This window comes from Nitrospiria bacterium (assembly GCA_035498035.1).
GTDB lineage: Bacteria > Nitrospirota > Nitrospiria > JACQBZ01 > JACQBZ01 > JACQBZ01.
On the sequence record DATKAN010000017.1, the window covers coordinates 39,127 to 60,509 of the forward strand.

Annotated in this window: 18 protein-coding genes; 8 read left to right on the top strand and 10 right to left on the bottom strand. The window is 59.8% G+C overall.

The genetic code is table 11. The features are described 5' to 3' along the window. Window positions 1-3: 3 nt before the first annotated feature. Window positions 4-924 (bottom strand): EamA family transporter, encoded by a 921-nt coding sequence (locus VMN77_02915; protein ID HTN42729.1) that lies wholly within the window; start codon window positions 922-924, stop codon window positions 4-6. Between the two features lie 344 nt (window positions 925-1,268). Here VMN77_02915 and VMN77_02920 point away from each other — a divergent pair, with 344 nt between their 5' ends. Then, the gene (locus tag VMN77_02920) at window positions 1,269-3,557 is read left to right on the top strand and encodes a hypothetical protein (protein ID HTN42730.1); all 2,289 of its coding nucleotides are present in this window, start codon (window positions 1,269-1,271) and stop codon (window positions 3,555-3,557) included. Here VMN77_02920 and VMN77_02925 read toward each other — a convergent pair. Beyond that, window positions 3,554-5,173: a hypothetical protein gene (locus tag VMN77_02925; GenBank protein HTN42731.1), complete on the bottom strand. Its 1,620-nt coding sequence runs from the start codon at window positions 5,171-5,173 to the stop codon at window positions 3,554-3,556. The two genes, VMN77_02920 and VMN77_02925, sit on opposite strands and share 4 nt — an antisense overlap. Window positions 5,174-5,466: 293 nt before the next feature. On the opposite strand from VMN77_02925, the gene VMN77_02930 reads away from it, so the two are divergent. The 6 genes from VMN77_02930 to VMN77_02955 all read left to right on the top strand — a co-directional run bounded on the left by VMN77_02930 (window position 5,467) and on the right by VMN77_02955 (window position 10,942). Beyond that, window positions 5,467-6,264 carry a hypothetical protein gene (locus VMN77_02930; GenBank protein ID HTN42732.1) on the top strand — a complete coding sequence of 266 codons (798 nt, stop codon included), beginning with the start codon at window positions 5,467-5,469 and terminating at the stop codon, window positions 6,262-6,264. Window positions 6,265-6,277: 13 nt separating this feature from the next. Beyond that, entirely contained in the window at window positions 6,278-7,003 is a 726-nt protein-coding gene (locus tag VMN77_02935; protein HTN42733.1) for a Slp family lipoprotein, read from the top strand. A 177-nt stretch (window positions 7,004-7,180) separates the two neighbouring features. Beyond that, window positions 7,181-8,722, top strand: a complete 1,542-nt coding sequence (gene zwf / locus VMN77_02940; GenBank protein HTN42734.1) for a glucose-6-phosphate dehydrogenase — start codon at window positions 7,181-7,183, stop codon at window positions 8,720-8,722. 26 nt (window positions 8,723-8,748) lie between these two features. Further along, window positions 8,749-9,735 (top strand): glucokinase, encoded by a 987-nt coding sequence (gene glk, locus VMN77_02945; GenBank protein HTN42735.1) that lies wholly within the window; start codon window positions 8,749-8,751, stop codon window positions 9,733-9,735. Further along, the gene (locus VMN77_02950) at window positions 9,732-10,511 is read left to right on the top strand and encodes an HAD-IIA family hydrolase (GenBank protein HTN42736.1); all 780 of its coding nucleotides are present in this window, start codon (window positions 9,732-9,734) and stop codon (window positions 10,509-10,511) included. Before glk ends, VMN77_02950 begins: the two co-directional genes overlap by 4 nt. 161 nt (window positions 10,512-10,672) lie before the next feature. Beyond that, window positions 10,673-10,942 carry a DUF4321 domain-containing protein gene (locus tag VMN77_02955; GenBank protein ID HTN42737.1) on the top strand — a complete coding sequence of 90 codons (270 nt, stop codon included), beginning with the start codon at window positions 10,673-10,675 and terminating at the stop codon, window positions 10,940-10,942. A 108-nt stretch (window positions 10,943-11,050) separates the two neighbouring features. Here the strand turns inward: VMN77_02955 and uvrB are convergent, their stop codons facing one another. Further along, window positions 11,051-13,045, bottom strand: coding sequence for an excinuclease ABC subunit UvrB (gene uvrB / locus VMN77_02960; GenBank protein ID HTN42738.1), 1,995 nt, complete (start codon window positions 13,043-13,045; stop codon window positions 11,051-11,053). 138 nt (window positions 13,046-13,183) lie between these two features. On the opposite strand from uvrB, the gene VMN77_02965 reads away from it, so the two are divergent. Next, window positions 13,184-15,280 carry a sensor domain-containing diguanylate cyclase gene (locus VMN77_02965; GenBank protein HTN42739.1) on the top strand — a complete coding sequence of 699 codons (2,097 nt, stop codon included), beginning with the start codon at window positions 13,184-13,186 and terminating at the stop codon, window positions 15,278-15,280. 36 nt (window positions 15,281-15,316) lie between these two features. Here the strand turns inward: VMN77_02965 and ftsY are convergent, their stop codons facing one another. The 7 genes from ftsY to VMN77_03000 all read right to left on the bottom strand — a co-directional run. Beyond that, window positions 15,317-16,225 (bottom strand): signal recognition particle-docking protein FtsY, encoded by a 909-nt coding sequence (ftsY, locus tag VMN77_02970; GenBank protein HTN42740.1) that lies wholly within the window; start codon window positions 16,223-16,225, stop codon window positions 15,317-15,319. Between the two features lie 14 nt (window positions 16,226-16,239). Continuing rightward, window positions 16,240-16,719, bottom strand: a complete 480-nt coding sequence (gene ybeY / locus VMN77_02975; GenBank protein ID HTN42741.1) for an rRNA maturation RNase YbeY — start codon at window positions 16,717-16,719, stop codon at window positions 16,240-16,242. Beyond that, on the bottom strand, window positions 16,619-18,961 hold the full coding sequence (locus tag VMN77_02980) for an HDIG domain-containing protein (GenBank protein HTN42742.1): 2,343 nt from the start codon (window positions 18,959-18,961) through the stop codon (window positions 16,619-16,621). Before VMN77_02980 ends, ybeY begins: the two co-directional genes overlap by 101 nt. After that, entirely contained in the window at window positions 18,939-19,922 is a 984-nt protein-coding gene (locus VMN77_02985; GenBank protein ID HTN42743.1) for a PhoH family protein, read from the bottom strand. The genes VMN77_02980 and VMN77_02985 overlap by 23 nt, the downstream gene beginning before the upstream one ends. A 145-nt stretch (window positions 19,923-20,067) precedes the next feature. Then, the gene (locus tag VMN77_02990) at window positions 20,068-20,499 is read right to left on the bottom strand and encodes a prepilin-type N-terminal cleavage/methylation domain-containing protein (protein HTN42744.1); all 432 of its coding nucleotides are present in this window, start codon (window positions 20,497-20,499) and stop codon (window positions 20,068-20,070) included. Window positions 20,500-20,513: 14 nt separating this feature from the next. Continuing rightward, window positions 20,514-21,131, bottom strand: a complete 618-nt coding sequence (locus VMN77_02995; protein ID HTN42745.1) for a methyl-accepting chemotaxis protein — start codon at window positions 21,129-21,131, stop codon at window positions 20,514-20,516. A gap of 19 nt (window positions 21,132-21,150) precedes the next feature. Further along, window positions 21,151-21,383, bottom strand: a 233-nt coding sequence (locus VMN77_03000) for a hypothetical protein (protein ID HTN42746.1), incomplete at its 5' end; no start/stop codon positions are given.

Below are 21,383 nucleotides of genomic sequence, written 5' to 3' on the forward strand. Positions count from 1 at the left end.
GGATTATTGTTTGACGGAGCGCGCGCGATCGGTCGTGATCACAACGACGGCGGCCACGATGATCGCGGCGGCCAGAAGGATTTGGGCCGAGAGCGTTTCGCCCCCGAGGACCCGGCCGAGGGTGACCGCCACGACCGGATTTACATAGGCGTAGGTCGAGGCGCGCGCGGGCGTGGTCGCGTTCAGCAGCCAGATATAGGCCGTGAACCCCACGAGCGAGCCGAAGACGATGAGGTAGGCCAACGAGAGGGCCGAGCGCGGGGAAACGGCGCCCAACTGCAACGCGGCGGCTTCGCCCGTCGCCAGCCCGGCCAGCAAGAGCAGCACGCCCCCCGTCAGCATCTCCATCGCCGTGGCCAGCAGCCGCGATTCCGGCAGCGGCGCACGCAGGGAGTAGAGCGATCCGGCCGCCCATGCCACGCCTCCTCCGATCAGCACGGCCGCCCCCGCCGGATCGATGCGATGGATGCCCGACAGCTTTTCCGGTCCGACCAGCAGCGCCATCCCCGCAAGCCCCAATCCCAGCCCGGTCATAACCCAGGGACTCGGCCGGGCGCTGTTCCACCCAATCCAGTCCAAGAGGACCATCCAGATCGGCACGGTCGCGATCAACAACGACGCCAGCCCGGATGGGACCCGTTGCTCCGCCCAGACCACGGCCCCGTTGCCGACCGAGACGAGCAGGCCGCCGATCAGGGTCGTGGCGCCCCAGTGGATTCGGGCCGGCCGTTTTGCTCCGGCCAGACGTGACCAACCGTACAACACCGCGCCTGCGACCGCAAAACGAAAGCCCGCCATCAGGAAAGGCGGCAGCGTCTCGATCGCAAACCGAATCGCCAAAAACGTCGATCCCCAGATCAGGTAAACGGACGCAAATGCGGCGGCAACTTTGACCCGAAACGGCAGAGGCGTGGATGAACTCAAGAAACCGGATCTCCTTCAAGCGGATTATACATCAGAATCCGGCCCGGATTCACCTCAAGGATTGGGTTCAGGCAGCACAGACAGGCGTCGTTATCCAGCGAGCAGGGCGAGCGAGAGGGTGAGGACTTCGGCGAGCTCAGTCGAGCCGCTCGGCCGGTGAAAGCGAGGATCGGGCTTGGCCCATCCGAGCGCGGGGTCTGGGGTCATCGGAGGACCAGTATTCTATTTTGCCGCACGGGCCCCCAGACAAGATAGGCCGCGACGCAAGCCCCTACAATCGATTGAATCGGGAGATCGTCCTTCTGTATAGTGTTAGGAAACACTCTTCCTGAAAGGACCCTCCGATGGAGAACGGCCGGGATTTGAAAAAAACGATCGCGCTTCTCTCAAGGGACTCGGACCCTTCGGCCGTCCAGGACTTCGTCTCCGGAATGGATCGGGATTATTTTACGGTTTTCACGCCGCGCGAGATCCGCACGCATCTTAAAATGTCCCTCGACCTGAACGCCGATCATCCGGTTCGACTTAAAATCACCCCGCGCGGAAAGGACCGGTTCAACATCGCGATCGTGGCCTTCGATTATTTTTCGGAGTTTTCCATTCTGTGCGGCCTGCTCGCCTCCTTCGAACTCGAAATTCAAAAGGGCCACAGCCATACCTTCCTGGATCGACGGCCCGGGCCGCAGCCGCCTTCTTTTCCACGGGGCCGCTGGCCCCGAAGGTTCGGCCGCCCGATCCCCGGTCGAAAAAAGATCGTCGACGTGTTCGACGTACGCGCGCGGCCGGGACAAGCGTTTACGGATGCCAAAAGGTTGGAATTTGAAAACGAGCTGGATCGGCTCATCCGTCTTTTGGGAGAGGGCCAATCGGAGGCGGTTCGGGAACACCTGAACCGCCGGCTGGTCGAGCGGATGGAGAAGCGGAAAAGCCCGTTTGCCGGGCTTCTTTATCCGGTGGAGGTTCGATTCGACAACCGCAGCGATCCGCAATGGACCGTGATGGACGTCCATTCAAAGGACACTCCCGCCTTTCTCTACGCCCTCTCGAATGCCCTGGCCCTGAGGGACGTTTATATCCACAAGGTCCGGATTCAGAGCGTCCAGGCCGAGGCCCGCGACCGATTTTATATCTCGAACCGGCAGGGCCGCAAGATCGAGGGCGAGCGGGAGCAGAAGGCCCTGAGGATCGCCTTGGTCCTGATCAAGCAATTCACCCATTTTCTCCCCTGGGCCCCGGATCCGGCCAAGGCGATCCGGTTTTTCGATCAACTCCTGGACAAAGTGATGGAGAAAAAAACGGCCGCCCCTTTCATCGAGCTGTTCAAAGAAAAGCAAGGGCTGGATCTCCTGGCCCATCTGCTGGGGGCCAGCGACTTTCTCTGGGAGGACTTCCTTCGGATGCAATTTGAGAACCTGATGCCCGTGTTGGAGGGCATCAAAAAACGGCCACGGCGGCCGGGAAAGCCGGCCCTCTCCCGGGACCTCGCGGCCCGACTCGCACGGGGCGCGACCCCGGATGAAAAGAAACGGATTCTGAATGAATTCAAGGACCGCGAAATGTTTTCGATCGACATGAGCCATTTGATCGACCCCATGGCGACCCTGACCGATTTTTCATCCGCGCTTACGGATCTGGCCGAGGCGGTCGTGGATCATGCCGCCCGTATCGGCCGCGAAGTTTTGCGCTCGAAACACGGCCGCCCGCGGCTGGAGAGCGGCGCGGTCTGCCCCTTCGCCGTCTGCGGCCTCGGGAAATTCGGCGGGCGGGAAATGGGATATGCCTCCGACATCGAGCTCCTGTTCGTCTACGGCGGGCCGGGGAGGACCGACGGTCCGGAATCGGTCGAGAACAGCCTGTACTTTGAGCGACTGTGCCAGGAGATCCTCCGGCTCATCGAGGCCCGGCAGGAAGGGATCTTCCACATCGACCTCCGGCTCCGGCCGGACGGGACCAAGGGTCCGCTGGCCGTCTCCCTGGACCGTTTTCGATCCTACTATCAGGCCGCCGGCGAGGCCGCGCCGTTTGAGCGACAGGCCCTGACCAAGCTCCGCTTCGTCGCCGGGGATCCTTCACTGGGTCGCGCCATCGAGGACCACCGCGACCGGTTCGTCTTCGGCGTCGAACCCTGGGACCGGGACTCGGCCCTCCATCTCCGGCAGCGCCAGGTCCAGGAGCGGGTCCGGCCGGGGGGCGTGAACGTCAAATACAGCCCGGGGGGGATCATCGACATCGAATACGCCGCGCAGTATCTTCAAATCCAGCACGGCCATCGCCATCCGGAGTTGCGGACGCCCAATACGCTGGAGGCGCTGGACCGGCTCGGCCGCCTCCGGCTTCTCTCCAAGAAAGACGTCGGCCTTCTCCGCGACGCCTATCTCTTTCTGAGAAATCTGATCGACGGACTTCGGATGGTCCGGGGCAACGCCGAGGACCTGATCCTGCCGGAGGAGTCCTCGGACGAATTCAAATTCCTCGCGCGGCGCCTGGGCTATCACGAGGCGGACTGGAAGAAGGGGGCGAGGAGGCTGGCCGACGACGTTCACCGCCACATGAAGAACGTCCACGCGTTCTTCTCCCGACGGTTTTCCTTCCCCCCGACGGAATGGCCCCCCGGTCGGACGAAGCCCTCCTAAGCGGGATCGGACGGCCCGCCGTCCCCGAAGCGATCCTGGAAGATCCGGTGCACCCGGCCCGTGTGGGCGTCATAGTCTTTTGAGAAACGGTCGACGGCGCTGTCGGGACCGCCGTCGCGATAACCCAAGCGGACGGCGCAGGCCCGGACCTCTCCGGCTTCCTCGGGGATGGCGTGGGTCTGAACATCCGAGACCATCTGGAGCTTGTTTTCGACATCGCGCAGGAACCGGTAGGCGGCCGAAAGATCGCGATGCTCCGGCCCCGAGAGGAGGCCGTGTTCGAGCAGGCGCCGGAGGGCCTTCCGCGTGTTCCGTTCCCGGATTCCCGGGACCTTCCTTCCGAACGACGCCTGAAGCGATTGAACGATGAACTCGATCTCCCGGATCCCGCCGAATCCCAATTTGACATTCCGGCGGCTCTGTCCGCGGGCGGACAGTTTTTGATCGATGCGCTCCTTGATCCGTTTAACTTCGTCCTTCGCCTTGCGGTCAAACGGCCGGTCGTGGATAAAGGGTTTCACCTGTTTCAAAAATTTCATTCCGAGCAAACGGTCGCCCGCGACGGGCCAGACCTTGGTCAGGGCCAATCGCTCCCAGGTCTCTCCGCGGGAGGTGTAATAACGCCGGAAGGCCTCCAAGGAATGGGCGAGGCTTCCCATTTTTCCCTCCGGGCGAAGCCGCAGGTCGACCCGGTAGACGTAACCCTCCGGCGTGACATCGCTCAGCGCGGCCGTGATTTTTTGGGAGAGCCGCTTGAAATAGTCTTCCTTCGACATCGTCCCGGGCCGGCCCGAAGCGCCGTTTCGATATATCCCGCCCCGATCCGACGCGTAGAGATACATCAGGTCCACGTCCGAGCTGAAATTGAGCTCCCCGCCGCCGAGTTTGCCCATGGCTAATACGGTGAAACCCGTCCGGACCCTCCGGCCGGAGGGATCCTTGTGGAACGGCGTCCCCTGCTCGCGTCGCATCTGCCGCGCGGAGATTTCGTACGCCTTCTGGATCAGGACCTCGGCCAGGATCGAGAGGGCCGCCCCCGTTTCCTCGACGGTGGCCTTCTTCAAAAGATCCCGAACGCCGATGCGGAGAATTTCCCTTCGCTTGAAAATCCGGAGGACGTCGAGCTGCTTCGGCACGGTCTTGAAATTCCTGAGGGCGTCGGAGAGGTCCCGCATCAGGTCCTTCTTTTTCCGCTCCCGATCCAGGAGCCGCGGATCCGAAATCCAATAGAGATATTCCGGATCACGGATCAGGATTTCGGCCATGAACGGGCTGCCGCCGAACGTGGTGGCCAGGAGCTCCAGGACCCGGGGGGTCTCTTTAAGATAGGAGAGCAGATGGATCCTGTTGATCGTCGTCCTGGTGAATCGTTCGAAAAGATTGAGGGCCTGATCGGGATCGGCAGAGCGGGACAGACAACCCAGGAGCTCTTCGATGATCTCGGCCAGGAGTTGACGGGCACGAGGATCCTCCGCCATGGCCTGCAGGTTGGCATCGGCCTTCGAGACCTCTCTAAGCCCATACGGGCTCAGGAGCGAAGCGACCTGACCGGCGTCCAGCCGAGTGGCCAACACGAGATCTTTCGGATTCAACACCTTCATTTTAATCTCGGGCACCCCCCGGGGTCCTATTATACCGGTTATTGCGTTTCGGAGGAAGGCGTAACGCGAAGTCTTCGGGTTTGCATCATCAACGAGGATTTTCCAAGCGGGCGGGGCGAACGAGAGGGGGAGGACTTCGACGAGCCCGGTCGAGTTGCTCCCTCCGGTTGAGCCGGCCTGCACTCCGCGGTTCGCAGCCGAAGTGCGGAGGGGGCGAGGCGAGCCCCTCCTCATCAGCATCTCGCTTGATTCTCGGATAACGTATTGGGTACAATTAATAGCAAGGACACCCTCCTGCGGGTCATGCCATGAAATTAAGCTTCGGCACATTGGCGGTTTTCGTTATTCTCCTCGCTTGGACTCCCCGGGCCCGCGCGGCCATGTCGGACGACCGAACGGTTGAACCCTATTTCCAGATGAACGTGGGGGTCTACTCTCGGGATATCGTGGAGAAAAGCTCCGCGCTTACGAGCTTCAAAGTCAACGGGACCGCCGATTCCACACGAGTGATCGCCAAGGCCGGAGTCAACATCGGAGATATTGTGAATCTTTATCTTCAGGGGGGGGGCGCCGATCTGACCATCGATGATTTTGACGATTACGACGCCTCCATGAACGGGGCTTACGGCGGGGGGATGCGCATCAACCTTTACCGGGAACCGTATCGGGATGGGCTGAAACTGTTTGTCGAGGGTAACTACCTGCACAATTCCACGAACGACAAGACGCAGATTGCGCGGGAATGTACCGGGCTTCCGAATTGTCCGGCTCCTTCGAATAATTTCTTTCCGACCATCGCGGACGAGACGATTCAATGGAATGAATACACCTTCTTGATGGGGGGGAGCGTCCGGTATTTCGACTTCGGTCCTTACGGGGGCATCCGCTTGTCGAAGGTGGACGGGAAGGACCGGGTCCGTTCCGGGCCCGACGCCAATTTCACAACCAATTTCACGGCCACGGCTGACGTGAAGGAGCGGGATAATTTCGGGGTCTTCTTCGGAACGGACGTCTTCCTGGACCGTGCGGGAAAAACGGCCTTGAATTTCGAGGCCTCCCTGTTCGATGTCTACTCCTTTCAGGCCGGCATTCGAACCACGTTTTAAGGAAAATAACTCTATGACGCTCCGGTACCCCCTGGCCCTGCTCGGACTCGCAATCCCCCTCTGGATCGGGGGGTGCATGAATTATTACGCCATCCCGGAACCGTTCGACAAAGAGGTCAACCGCACCGTCACGTTCACCGAACTGAAGCGGGACCCCGAGGCCCATAAAGGGGAGCTCGTGGCCCTGGGAGGCGTTGTTCTCCGGGCCAAGAGTTTGAAGGACGGCACCCAGATCGAAGTTCTTCAACTCCCCCTGGATCGTTACGATCAGCCAAGTTTTCCCTCGGAGGCCTCGCAGGGGCGCTTCATGGTTGTGGATCCGGAGCACCACGATCCGGCCGTTTTGAAAAACCGGAGGATCACGGTGGTCGGCGAAGTCATCGGGAAAACAGTCGATATGATCGACGAATACGAGTACACCTACCCCTATCTGTCGGCGCGGTTCATCTCTATCTCCCAGGAAGGAAGTGCGTACTACGGCTATCCCCCGCCCTATTATTATCCCTACAATTATTACTATTGGGATCCCTACTACTACGGGTATCCCTATTGGTGGTACGGCCCCCCATTCGGAGTTGCCCCCCCGATCGGAGTACCCCCCCCGTCGGGCCTTCCCTCCCCGGGGCGACAATTCAATTCGCCGTCGGGAGGTCTAAGCCCTCCGCCCCCAACTCCGAGCGCCCCGCCGCAAACCCCGAGCGCCCCGCCGAAGAGAGGATTCAACAAAAAATCCGACTGATCCGCCCTTCGCCCTTCCCTCCGCCCTCCATTTGGCATTACCACGAAATTGCGGTATCATACCCGTGAGTCTCCCCTCGCGGATTTACCCAGAGAGCCAAGCGAGCGAGAGGGGGAGGCTCCGTCCGGCTCAGCCGGTGGAGGGGGCGACGCGAGCCCCTAGAATAGGAGTCGCGCCATGAGAAAGGCCAAGGTCCTTCGGATCCCGCCCCCGGAAAGCACCGCCAATGAACCCCAGGCCAATCCCTTTGGCCTGGTGATCTTCGGGGCCTCGGGTGATCTGACCCAACGAAAACTAATCCCGGCATTGTTTCGGCTGATACGGTCCGGCCTGCTGCCGAAGCACTGGTACGTCATCGGATCGGCCCGCTCCCGGATGGACGACGACCTCTTCCGCAAGCACGTCCGGGAGGCCATCCGCGCCGTGGAAGAGAGCGGACCTATCCGGGACGCGGAGGTGGAACACTTCCTCGGTCGATTCCACTACCTGCCCGGCGATTCTCAGGAGCCGGGATATTACTCGCGCCTCACCAAGCGGCTGAACGAACTGGACAAGGACCACCAGACCGGCGGGAACCGGCTCTACTATCTGGCGACTCCCCCGGACGCCTATGCGGGGATCATCCAACACCTGGGCGGGGCCGGTTTGAACCGCCCCGTCAAGACGGCCCGTTGGAACCGGATCGTCATCGAAAAACCTTTCGGGACGGATTTGTCCTCGGCCCAGGCCCTGAACCGGAAGGTGGCTCAGGTCTTCAAAGAAGACCAGGTCTACCGGATCGATCACTACCTGGGAAAAGAGACCGTTCAGAACATCCTTTTTTTCCGATTTGCCAACGCCATCTTCGAGCCGATCTGGGACCGGCGCTACATCGACCATGTCCAGATCACCGTCGCGGAGAGCCTCGGCATCGAGCACCGGGCCGGATACTACGAACGGGCCGGGGCCCTTCGGGACATGTTTCAAAATCATTTATTGCAGCTCCTCTGCCTCATCGCGATGGAGCCTCCCGCGAATTTTGATCCCGAAACGGTTCGCGATGAGCGGACGAAGGTTCTCAAGTCGATTCGTTCCATTCCGATGGACCAGCTCGACCGCTTCGCCGTGCGGGGTCAGTACGGCCCGGGCCGCGAGGGCGGTCGGGAGGTTGCCGGGTACCGGTCGGAGCCGGGCGTTGCACGGGACTCCGCCACCGAGACGTTCTCGGCCCTGAAGCTTTATATCGACAACTGGCGCTGGCAGGGCGTCCGGTTCTATCTCCGATCCGGCAAGCGGCTCGCCAAACGAAAGGCCGAGGTGGCCATTGAGTTCAAATGGGTGCCCCATCTGCTTTTCAACCCCCTGACCCCGCAAGACATCCAGCCGAACACCCTGGTCTTTCGCATCCAGCCGGAGGAAGGGATCCAGCTGACCTTCCAATCCAAACATCCGGGGCCCAAACTCTGTCTGGACAACGTCATGATGGAATTCGATTACCGGGGCAGCTTCAAAGGACCCTCGCCCGACGCCTACGAGCATCTTCTGCTCGACTGCCTCGTCGGGGACCAGATGCTTTTCGCCCGTCGGGACTGGGTGGAACTGTCCTGGGGATTCATCACGCCCATCCTGGACCATTGGGCCAAGACGCTCCGGGTTCCGATCTACGAATCCGGAAGCACGGGGCCTCACGAAGCCGAAACACTCATCGAGCAGGACAAGCGCCGCTGGAGACCGCTTTAGACCATGGGGGCGAAGAGGCCTCGATCATGATCCTGGCGGGCGACATCGGGGGAACGAATACCCACCTGGCCCTCTTCCGAAAGACGAACGGCAGGCTGACCCGTGTCCGTGGAAAAATTTTTCCGAGCCGGGAATATGACGGTCTGGAGGCGGTGATCCGAACGTTCCTCCAGACGAAAACGCTCGCCATTGACGGCGCCTGTTTCGGCGTAGCCGGACCGGTGGCGCGGGGCCGTGTTCAAACCACGAATCTGCCCTGGATCGTGGAAGCCGACCTCCTCCGACGAAATTTCCGGATTCCGGTCGTGCGGCTGCTGAACGACCTCGAGGCCATGGCGTACGGGACGCTGGGACTCCGGGCCCGTGAATTTCGTGTCCTGAATCCCGGAAAGGCCGATCGAAACGGCAACCGGGCCGTCATCGCGGCCGGAACCGGCCTTGGGGAGGCGGTGCTGTTCCGGAACGGAGGGGGATACCGCGCGTCGGCGTCGGAGGGCGGGCATACCGATTTCGGACCGCGAAACCCGACCGAGATCGCCTTGCTCGAATATTTATTGAAGCGGTTCAAACACGTAAGCTACGAGCGGCTCGTCTCCGGTCCCGGACTTCGGAACATTTTTCAATTCCTGGAAGACACGGGCCGGGCCAAAGTCCCGGGCTGGCTTACCGAGAAAATGGCCTCCGGCGACCCTTCGGCCGTGATTACCGAGACCGCGCGGACCGGTCGGTCGGAGATCTGCGTCAAGACGGTCGAGCTGTTCGTCTCGGTCTACGGGGCCGAGGCCGGGAACCTGGCGCTCAAGGCCCTGGCCACCGGCGGGGTACTCCTGGGCGGAGGAATCGCGCCCCGAATGATTCCGAATTTATTAGACGGGACTTTTATGAAGGCGTTTGTGGACAAGGGGAGATATGCCGCGCTGCTCCGCTCCATCCCGGTCCGGATCATCCTGAACGAGACGGTCGGGCTCCTGGGCGCGGCGCGACATATCCTCGACGCCCTGCGGACGAGATGAAACGACCGCCGAAAAAAACGGCCCGGAGTTTTCTGATCGACATGGACGGCGTCCTGGTCCGCGGACATCGCCTCATACCGGAAGCGGATTGCTTCATCGAACGGCTGCGGTCGTCCGGACGTAAGTTTCTGATCCTGACCAACAACTCGGAACGGACGCCGCGGGATCTGGCACACCGGCTGGGCGAAATCGGGCTGAAGGTCACGACGGATCATATTTACACCTCCGCCCAGGCCACCGCCCTGTTTTTGGACGATCAGAATCGAAAAGGCACCGCCTTCGTGATCGGGGAGGCGGGGTTGATCGAGGCGCTGCACGACGTCGGCTACGTGATTACGGAGCGGGATCCCATGTACGTGGTGGTGGGCGACACGCAGAACTACGATCACCGCCGGATCACGCAGGCGATCCGGCTGATTCAGTACGGCGCGCGGTTCATCGCGACCAACCCGGACGTGACCGGTCCCGCGGAGACGGGGATCGTCCCGGCCACCGGCGCCCTGGTCGCCCTGATCGAAAAAGCGACCGACCGGCGGGCCTTCTTCGTCGGAAAACCGAACCCCCTCATGATCCGCACGGCCCTGCGACGGCTCTCGGAGCATTCGGAAAACACGGTGATGGTCGGGGACCGGATGGACACCGATATCGTCGCCGGCATCGAGAGCGGGTTGGAGACGATCCTCGTCCTCACCGGCGTGACCCGCCGCGAGGACCTCGACCGCTTCCCCTACCGTCCGACGCGGGTCGTCGAGTCGGTCAACCGGATCAAGCTGTGACGGGCCGAAAAAACCGTAAAATCCTGATCGATTTTCCCTTGACATCAGGGTCCAAACTAGTTAAGCTTCTCACCGTTTCGACGGAAGAATCTCCCCGGCCGCTTGGGCCCGGCACTGTGCGTGTTTGATCATCCCTACCCCCCGACTGCGAGGTGAGAACGATGGCCGTCTTGACCAAAACGCCCTGGTTGTTGATTTTTTTCATTCTGCTCGGCGGGTTGCTCGGCGGGCTGCTGGGTGAAATTTTAAGGGCCATCGCGCCCGCGGGTCCATTGCAGGACATCTTTGCCAAGATCCAGGACATCGGACTGAATCCCCCGTTTACGATCGACCTTAAACTGTTTTCGATCACCTTCGGCTTCATGCTTCGGGTCAATCTTTTCAGCATCCTGGGAATCCTGCTCGGGATCTATATTTACAAACAGGCTTGAACGGTCTGGTTCATCATTCATATTCACGGGTACGCTTTATCGACATAATATACAGCGCGGAACTTGTCTCCGCGCGGAGATAAACTCCGCGCTGTGTAGATCAATACGTCATTTCACCCCCAGCTCCATCTCCTTCAGCTTGCGGATCCGGTCGCGGAGCTCGGCCGCTTTTTCAAACTTCAACTCCTTCGCCGCCGCCCTCATCTCCTTTTCCAGACTGCGGACGATTTGCGGGATCTCGCTCAAGGGAACGTAGCCCTCCGCTTCCTCAGCGACCGCCGGAACGGTGACGTAATCGGCCTCGGAAATCTCGTACAGCGTTTTTGGAATCCCCTTCTTGATCGTCTCGGGCGTGATGCCGTGAACCCGATTGAACTCGAATTGGATTTTCCGACGACGCTCCGTCTCGCCCATGGCCTGTCGCATCGACTCGGTCACGGCATCCGCGTACAGGATCACCTCCCCGGCCACGTTGCGGGCCGCCCGCCCCGCGGTCTGGATCAGGGACCGGTAGGACCGCAGGTAGCCTTCCTTGTCGGCATCCAGGATCGCCACCAGCGACACCTCGGGCAGATCCAGCCCCTCCCGCAGAAGATTGATTCCGATCAGGACGTCGAACGTTCCCAGGCGCAGATCCCGTATGATCTCGTTGCGCTCCAGCGTCTGGACCTCGGAATGCAGATAGCGCACCTTCAGGCCCAATTCATGATAATACTCGGCGAGATCCTCGGCCATCCGCTTCGTCAACGTCGTCACCAGGATCCGTTCCTGACGGGCCACCCGTTTTTTGATCTCGCCCAGAAGATGATCCACTTGACCTTTGGCCGGCCGGACCGTGATGGAGGGATCCATCAGCCCGGTCGGCCGAATGATCTGCTCGACGACGCGGTCCCGGCTGCGCTCAAGCTCATACGGACCGGGCGTGGCCGAGACGTAAACGACCTGGTTCATGTGACGTTCGAACTCCTCGAAGGTCAGCGGCCGGTTGTCGAAGGCCGACGGCAGACGGAACCCGTACTCCACCAGGTTTTTCTTGCGGGACCGGTCGCCCTCGTACATCCCCCCGATCTGCGGAACCGTCGCGTGGCTCTCGTCGATGATCAGGAGGTAGTTCGAGGGAAAGTAATCCAGGAGGGTCGGCGGCGGATCGCCCGGACGGCGGCCGGAGAGGTGCCGGGAATAATTCTCGATCCCATGGCAGTATCCCACTTCCCGGATCATCTCCAGATCGAACCGCGTCCGCTGATCGATCCGCTGGGCTTCCAGGAGCTGGCCGTTGTTCCGGAAAAACCGGATCCGCTCCTCCAATTCGGCCTCGATCCCTTCGAGGGCCTGCCGGAACCGATCCGGCGGGATCACGTAATGGCTGCTGGGGTAGACCGCCACTTTGGGGAGGCGCCGAAGGACTTCCCCCCGCAGCGGATCGATCTCGGAGAGGGCCTCCACGGTGTCGCCGAACTGCTCGATCCGGACGGCGTGGCTCTCGGAGGAGGCCGGGAAGACCTCGAGGATATCCCCGCGCACCCGGAAGGTCCCCCGTCGCAGATCGTAGTCGTTTCGCTCATACTGGATCTCGACCAGTTTCCGGAGGATGGCCTCGCGGTCGATGGCCATCCCCTCTTCCAGGTACAGCAACATCCCGTGGTAGGCTTCCGGCGAACCGAGGCCGTAGATGCAGGAGACCGACGCCACGATGATCACGTCGTTCCGCTCGAACAGCGCGCTCGTGGCGGCATGGCGCATCCGGTCGATGGCATCGTTGATCGACGCGTCTTTCTCGATGTAGGTGTCGGTCTGGGGAAGATAGGCCTCCGGCTGGTAATAATCGTAGTAGCTGACAAAATAGGCGACGGCGTTCTCGGGAAAAAACGTCCGGAATTCGTGGTAGAGCTGCGCGGCCAGTGTCTTGTTGTGAACGATCACCAGGGTCGGCCGCTGGACCCGTTCGATCACGTTGGCCATGGTAAAGGTTTTGCCCGATCCCGTCACGCCCAAGAGCACTTGATGTTTTTCATTCCGCAGGATCCCCTCGGACAAGGCCGCGATAGCCTTCCCCTGGTCGCCCTTGGGAGCGAAGTCCGCGCAAAGTTTGAATCGTTCCATCGATCTCTCCCGCGAATATCATAACACACCTTTTTTCCGACTGCGACAGGTTTTGAACCCTCCAAACCCACTTTCGAGTAGTTGCTTTCCATGGCGATGTTTTGTAGTATTTAGAAAGCCTTGAGAGGGGTTTGGTTGATGGTCGTCTATTTGATTCTGGCCAGCGGAAACTTGGCCGCATGCCTCGTCCTTGTCGGATGGGTCAAGGCCGTATTTCCGGACGACCTTCTTCCCGTCCTCGAGGTTTTGGGAATCTACCTGGTCCTGGCGCCGTTTCCTCTCCTGCTCCCGTTCAAGCGGCGGCATCCGGAGCCCCGGCCGAGCGAATTGATGCCGGTCTACCTGATGGCCCTGGCCCTTATTTTCATCACGGCCGCTTTTAGCTTGGAGTTCCACCGGCAACTGATCGAGCTCCGCCTCCCCATGGTCGTCATCGACCCGGTATGGCTGACCCTCCTTTTCTTCGTGGGGTACCTGCCCGCCTCCCTCCTGCTCAGTTTCGGCCTGGCCCGTCTTGCGCGGAGGCCTCGAGTCGCCAAAACCCTGCTCCTGAGTCCGGGCTACGGCATCCCGATTCCCGCTCCCCCGGCGCATTCAAGGGCCAAACCGGCCGAGGTCATCGCCGTCGAGCCGACGCCGAAAAAGGAGCCCGAAAATCAATTGACATTAAGCGCCTCGCAGGATATAAACGAGCCGATGACGGCGAGCGGTCAAGGACACGACAAAAACGTCTTGAGCACCAAATTTTCACGGTTGATGACGCTGTTTTCGCTGGCGGCGGATCTTAAAAACGACCCCTCGGAACTCATTCACACGCTGCTGAACTCCCTTGGGATCCTGTTCAACCTGAACTCGGCGTCCGTCTTGATTTGGGATCGGGATCGACAGGCATTCAAAACCGTGGCGACGTTCGGACAAGCCACGGAACCGCTCCGGAACTTCCAAGCGGACGCCTCGGTGGACCCGATCCGCACATTGATGGAACAACAACGTCCGTTATCAATTCACGATACGCTCGAAATCCTGAGAGCCGGTTTTCCGTCCGGCATTACCTCGGTCTACCTCTTCCCCTTGTTCACCTCCAACCAGCGCGTTGTGAGTTTGTTGTGCATCTTCGACACGCCCATCGACGACGAGACCGCCCAGATCATCTCGGCGTTCTGCCAGCAGGTTTCCCTGGTTCAGGAAAACTCGCAACTTCAACGGGAGCGGCGGGATCTGACCAAGGATGTCTCGGTTTTTCTGGAGATCGCCAAGACCGTCGGCTCCGCCATGGACTCCGAAGAGATCTTCAGCGCCATTCTGGACAAGTCCACTCAGTACGTGCAGGCGGAACAAGGTTCGATCATGCTTTTAGACGAAGACCGCCGGGAGCTGTCGATCAAGGCGATGAAGGGGCTGAACAAAAAGATCGTGGAACTGCTGAAGATCCGACCGGGCGAAGGCATTTCGGGCCAGGTGTTGACGAGCGGCAGCCCGCTGATGGTGGCGGACATCGACGCGGACCATCGGGTCGCACAGGAAAGACGCCCTCGTTATAAAACCAAGTCGTTTATCAGTATCCCGCTCAAATTGAGCGGCCGGACCATCGGCGTTCTCAACGTCGCCGACAAAGTGAGCGGGGAGGTCTTTTCGGATGAGGACCTGCAACTCCTCGTTTCGATCGGGGCCTACGCCTCTGTGGCGATCGAGCGGTCCCGATTCTATCAGAAAACCGAGGAACTGAAAAAAATCTCGATCACCGATTCCCTCACGGGACTTTTGAATCGCCGCTATTTCCAGGAGCGCATGTCGGAAGAAATCGAACGATCCCGCCGTCACCACTTGCCCCTGTCGTTGATCATGCTTGACGTGGACAACTTCAAGCAGGTGAACGACCGCCTGGGACATCTGATCGGGGACGAGGTCTTAAAGGCGACGGCGCGGTGCCTCCGAAACAGCATCCGGACGATCGATGTGGCCGCCCGTTACGGGGGGGAAGAGTTTACCGTCATCCTTCCGCAAACCAGCAAGGCCGATGCCCAAACCATCGCCGAGCGTATCTGCGCGGAGGTCTACCGACTCGATCTCCCGTTTATCAAGCCCGAGCAGAAAATAGTCTTGAGCGTCAGCCTGGGACTGGCGACCTACCCGGAAGACGCCGAGACGCTGGAAGACCTGGTTCGCAACGCCGACATCGCGCTCTATGCCGCCAAGTCCCAGGGGAAGAACCGAGTCGTCGTCTACGGGAAGTAAGATCGATCGCATTTGCGGCCGGCCGGGTTCTTTTATTCAGTCTCCGAACAGCCCTTCCACAAAATCCTCGGCGGAGAATACATCGATATCCTCGGGTCCTTCGCCGACCCCGACCAGCTTCACCGGGATCCCGAGCTCTTCCGCAATGGCCACGACCACCCCGCCCTTGGCCGTGCCGTCCAGTTTCGTGAGCACCACCCCCGTCACCCCGATCGCCTCGTGAAATTGTTTGGCCTGCGACACGGCGTTCTGTCCCGTCGTCGCATCCAGGACCAGGAGCGTCTCATGGGGACTTCCAGGCAGGGCCTTGTCCATGACCCGCTTCATCTTCTTGAGTTCCTCCATGAGATTGAATTTCGTATGCATCCGGCCGGCGGTGTCGACGATCACCACATCCGTTCCCCGCGCCTTGGCCGCCGTAAGTCCATCGAAGATGACGGCCGACGGGTCCGATCCGCTCTGATGTTTGATCACGGGACAGCCCACCCGCTGTCCCCAAATTTCGAGTTGTTCGATGGCCGCCGCTCGAAACGTGTCCCCGGCGACCAAGACCACGGACCGACCTTCTTGGCTGAATTTCAGGGCCAGTTTTCCTATCGTCGTCGTCTTGCCGACACCGTTCACCCCCACCATCATCACCACGAACGGAGGCGGACTCTTCACCTCCAACCGGCTTTCTTTTGACTTCAAGGACGCCATCAATTCGGCCTTCAAAAACGCATTTAACCGAGACGGATCGGCACGCTCATGGCGATCCAGCCGATTTCGAAGTCCGGCCGACAGGCGTTGAACCGTATGGACCCCCAGATCGGCCGACAACAAAATTCCTTCCAGACGCTCAAGCAGATCGGCATCGATCTCCCTATTGCCGAAGATCAGACTCTCGAGACCTTGGCGCCATCGCTGACGGGTTTTGGACAGGCCCTTTTTAAAACGCCGCAACATGCCGTTTCTTTCTTCTATGGGGATGATGCTCGCTGGGCGGGTTCAAACAGGTGTTGGATCAACGCCCGTTCCTTGCGCCGCATCCGGCGGGCCTCCTCCGGCCTTTCATGATCATAACCCAGCAGGTGTAAAATGCCGTGGATCATCAGCCGGGCCGTCTCTCGTCCCAAGCCGTGGCGCTGCTCCCGCGCCTGACGGCGCGCGGTGGGCGCTGAAATAACGACATCCCCCAGAAACGGGGGCGGGCGTCGCTGCGCACCGCCTTTCGATCGGATCGATTTCGAAAGGGCCAGAGGAAAGGCCAGCACATCGGTCGGTCGGTCCTGGCCGCGATAGAATTTATTCAGGGATTGGATCCGGCGGTCGCTCAAAAATGACAGGCTGATTTCCGCTTCAGGCCGGCCCAGTTTGCGAAGAACCTTTTCGGCCCACGTCCTGTAAGTTCCGGTCCGCAGGGGAATGCGGCGTTGCCGGTTGGCGATCCGAATCCTCATACTCCGATTCTCCATAATTCGGCAGCCCCATGCCCGGGTATTCGATCCGCTGGTGGAATTGTCCGGTCAGGACCTTGACGAAACTCTGCTGGATCGTCTGGAGGTCCTTGAGGGTCAGGTCGCTTTCGCTGAGCTGACCGTCGAGATAGATCGTCGTCACCATCTTCTCGACCAGGGCGCTGATCCGCCCCTGCGTCGGGTTGTCCAGCACCCGCGAGGCCGCCTCGACGCCGTCCGCCAGCATGATGATCGCCGCGATCTTGGTCTGGGGCCGCGGCCCGGGGTAGCGAAAGTCGATCTCATCGATCGGCGGCTGGTCCGGGGCGCGGTTTTTTTGGGCGCGATTGTAGAAATACGTCATCAACCGCGTCCCGTGGTGCTGTGGAATAATGTCGAGGATCGCCTGGGGGAGCTTGTACTCCCGGGCCAGGTCCAGTCCTTCTTTGACATGCGATGCCACGACGAGGCTGCTGAGCTGAGGCGACAGCATGTCGTGGCGATTTCCATGGCCCATCTGGTTTTCAATATAGTAGTCCGGTTTGAGAAGTTTTCCGATATCGTGGTAGTAACAACAGACCCGGGCCAGCAGGGGACTCTCGCCCACCGCTTCCGTCGCGGCCTCGGCCAGATTGCTCACCATCATGCTGTGATAATAGGTTCCCGGGGCCTGGATCGAAAGCCGCCTCAGGAGGGGATGATTTAAATCCAAGAGCTCCAGCAGCCGAATATCCGTGGTAATGGTGAAAAGGAATTCCAGTCCCGGGAGGAATCCGGATACGATCAGGCCCGACAGCAGACCCCCACCCGCACCGAAGAGCAGATCCAAGACGGACTTGAGATTCAGTTGGGTCGCCTCGTAGAAATTGATCGCGGCCACGAGGACCACGTTCACGATGCTGACCGCCAAACCGGCCCGAAGGAGCTGGGTCCGCCGGTGACAGGTGATCACGCTGAACACGGCCACGACGCTCCCCACAAACGAATACAGGGTGAATAACGGCTCCTCCGGCACGACGATCCCCATCATCAGACTCATCACGAAGGAAAAAATCAAGCCCATGTGGGTGTCGAACAGGAGGGTGCTCAGCATGGCTCCGGCCGCCACCGGAATCGCGTACACGATCGAGGCGGGATCGACCGTAGGAAATTTATCGGCGAAGGCCGTCAGAAGAAAATAGGAAAACTTGGACACCGCAATCGTTCCGGCCAGGAGGATTCCCAGGAGAAGCAATTTCGACAGATCGCGAGTCATGGGCGCACGGTAACGGCGGATATCCAGATAAAAAATCGCCAGGATCGCCGTGACCATAATGAGCAGCCCGACCAGGACGCGCAGAACCAGCCCCCCATTCCGGTATTTTGAAAGTTCCTCCAGGAGCGGTCGATCCTCGTAGGCCACCCGATCGCCGGCCCGGAAGAGAAACTCTCCCTTTTTGACCTTGTAGTAGAGCGGTTTGACCGAGGCGCGTGCCGACTGTTGGCGGGATTCCGTTTCGCTCCTGTTCAGTGTTACGTTGGGTATCAGCAACCGGGAAACCAGCTCCCCGATTGCGGTCGCTTTGGAGGGATCGTCCGGAAAGGCTTGCACCGACCCATCCCGCGCCAGCGACTGGGCTTCCTTGAGGTCCGGAATGGACAGGACATTCTTGACGAATTGTTCCTTCCGCTCCCCGACCGTCCGGATCACGATTCCCCGGTCTTTCTCGCCGTTGGCGAAGGTCCGGTTGGAAATAATTCCGCGGTCCATCACGGAACGCAAAGACTGCCGCACTTGGCTTTCCAGATCCTGCCCGTATCCGCCGCTTCTCAGAAAAGCCAGGGTCGGGGACCCCAGACGAAGACCGATCTTTTGCTGGAACTCCTGGTCCATGGCCGCGGCGATCCGCCTGAGCCGATCGGGCTCCGTACGGGCCCGCAGGTCCCGTGCCGCCAAAAAGGCCTTCGCCACCTTTTGGTCCAAAACCTCGACGGCCCCGAGATCCGAATCGTAGACCACGGGAACGGCCGCCTCCGCTTGATGTTGCGCCTCCTGGGTGGCATCGATGTCCAGTAACTCCAGATTGGTCGGGGCCTTGATATCCCGGGAGATGATTTCTCCAATGGTCAACTCGGGCGAGAAGAACAAAAGATACGGCGCCAGGAGGTACACCACAACCAGCACAACGATCGCACCCAAGGCATAGCCCTGGTAGACGGGGTCTCGATAGCGGGGACCGTCCTTATTTTCTTTTTCCTCTTCCACCCTTGCCCTCGTACCGGTCGTAAGCCCGGATGATTTCCTGAACCAGACGATGCCGGACAACGTCCTGCTCGGTGAAATAGACAAACCGGATTCCCGGCGTGTCGGACAGGATCTCCTGGATCTCGATCAGACCGGATGTTCGTTCGGTGGGAAGGTCCACCTGCGTGATGTCGCCGGTCACCACGGCCTTAGAATTAAATCCGAGACGCGTCACAAACATCTTCATCTGTTCGGATGTCGCGTTCTGCGCCTCGTCAAGAATGATGAAGGAATCGTTCAGCGTCCGGCCGCGCATGTAGGCCAGCGGCGCGATTTCGATCTCCCCTCGCTCCACATACCGATTGGCCCGTTCGACATCCATCATATCATACAGCGCGTCATACAAGGGTCGAAGATACGGATTGATTTTGGCATACATGTCCCCGGGCAGAAATCCCAGCTTTTCTCCCGCCTCGACCGCCGGTCGGGCCAGGATGATCCGGCTGACCTGGCGTTTGGTCAAGGCCGAAACGGCCATGGCCATGGCCAGATACGTTTTCCCCGTTCCGGCCGGGCCGATGGCGATCACCAGATCGTATTTCCCGACCGCATCGACATAGCTGCGCTGCGTCCCGGATCTCGGCACCACCATCCGTTTTTTTGTCGCGATCGGTATCGCATCCAGAAAAAGGCCCTTGATGGAGACGGCCGGGTCCTCGTGGAAGGCTTGGATCGCATATTGCACGTCCTGCGGCCGGAGGACGAACCCCTCATTCATGATGCCGACCAGGCCGAGCAATAATCGCTCGGATCCCTTGACGGCCTCGGCCGATCCCTGGATGGTGATTTCATCTCCACGGGCGGTTAAGCGGACATGCAGGGCTTCCTCAATCCGCTTCAGGTGGTCATCGTAATGCCCGAACAGGGCCTGGGTTTCAATTCCGGCTGGCAATCGAATGCGAGCACTGCTTGATTTTTCCAATGAAGAAGCTTCCTTTGTTGTCCGGGCCCGTGTTTAAGGTCCAAACCTCCCGAGCGTCGGGGGCAAAACGGTCCGTTTCCCGGCTCCAATTCCAGCCTTAATTATACCAAGATGCCCGCAGTCAAGACAACCCGGTTTGAGCCGGTCAATCAACCTGAACATGTTCGAGTGTTCCGTCCGGTACAATGGTCCAGACGTCCTCATCGGAATCCGAATCAATATTGCCGGTGGCCGTCGCTTTATAGCCGGGGGGGTCTCCGTTGGACGGGGGGATGCGCTCAAGCGTTACCGTATAGTAGCGAAGGTCGGAGCTGTGGTATCCGATTTCGTTCAAGGTTCCATAGCCGCCGCTGAAAGCGAAATACATCGTTTCCAATCGTTTGACTTCGTTGAGCGCCACCGGAGCCTCCACCTGACGGGCTCTTTTGAGATATGAAATATAAATGGGGACCGCAATTCCCACCAGGATTCCCAAGATCGCGCCCACAACCATGAGTTCAAGGAGGGTAAACCCATTCGGGTGTTTGCCCCTTCCTTTTATGCTTTTTGGACTCGAGTCTTCCCCGTAGCCCACCATCGGATCGTCCTCGATCAGGGATGTCTCTGGGGAACCCCTTTGGAAGGAATCGGATTTGACTCCGGAGGGTTGAGTTTATACCGCTTGAGAAGGGTCTCGATATCTTCGACCTGAATGTCGATCTGTTCCAGAACCTGGCTGAGCTGTTCGGAGTTGAAACTCTTGCTCCGAACCCCTCCAAGGGTTTGCAGCAGACGTTGATGAACGGCTTGAACCGTGCGAAGCGCGTCTTCCTTCTGACGAACGATCTGGTTCACCAACACGGCCAGTTCTTTAAGATCATCGCCCGCCCGAAAACGGACCTCCATACCCAGGTCTCCCGATGCGATCAGCTTGAGCGATTGTTCAAGGCGATAAATTGGCCCTCCCAGACGGTGGGTGATCCAGATGGTCAATAACATGAAGGCCGGGACGCTGAGCAGTATCGCGGGCCAGAGCCGGTCACTCAAGGCGATGAATTGAGTGGCCGCAAGCGCCTGTTCCTCAAGCGGCAACCCCGAACCCAATTTCAAGGCGGGTGGAATAAAAAGCGCCCCGGCCAGGACAACGGTGTAAGCCAGCAGCAACAGGCATGTCAAAAACGCATACTTCCGCTGGATGCTGTGGACGTAAAAGCGCTTTCGGATCTTCATCGCCTTGTCCGAGGCTCCTTTACAGTTCGATAATCTTCTTTTTCAGAATCAGGATCTCCAGGGCCATCGCCAGTTTTTGCGCCAGCTTCCGGACATACGAAAGCGACTGAATCGGCCGGCTCGACACTTGATTGTCCCCGAACAAGACGGCCACCACTTGGTCGTTCATCAAGATCGGGAGGAGCAAGATTTCCTTGGGATGATCGCCGCCTAGCAACTGAAACAGGTCCCGGTAGGTCGGATCATACGGGG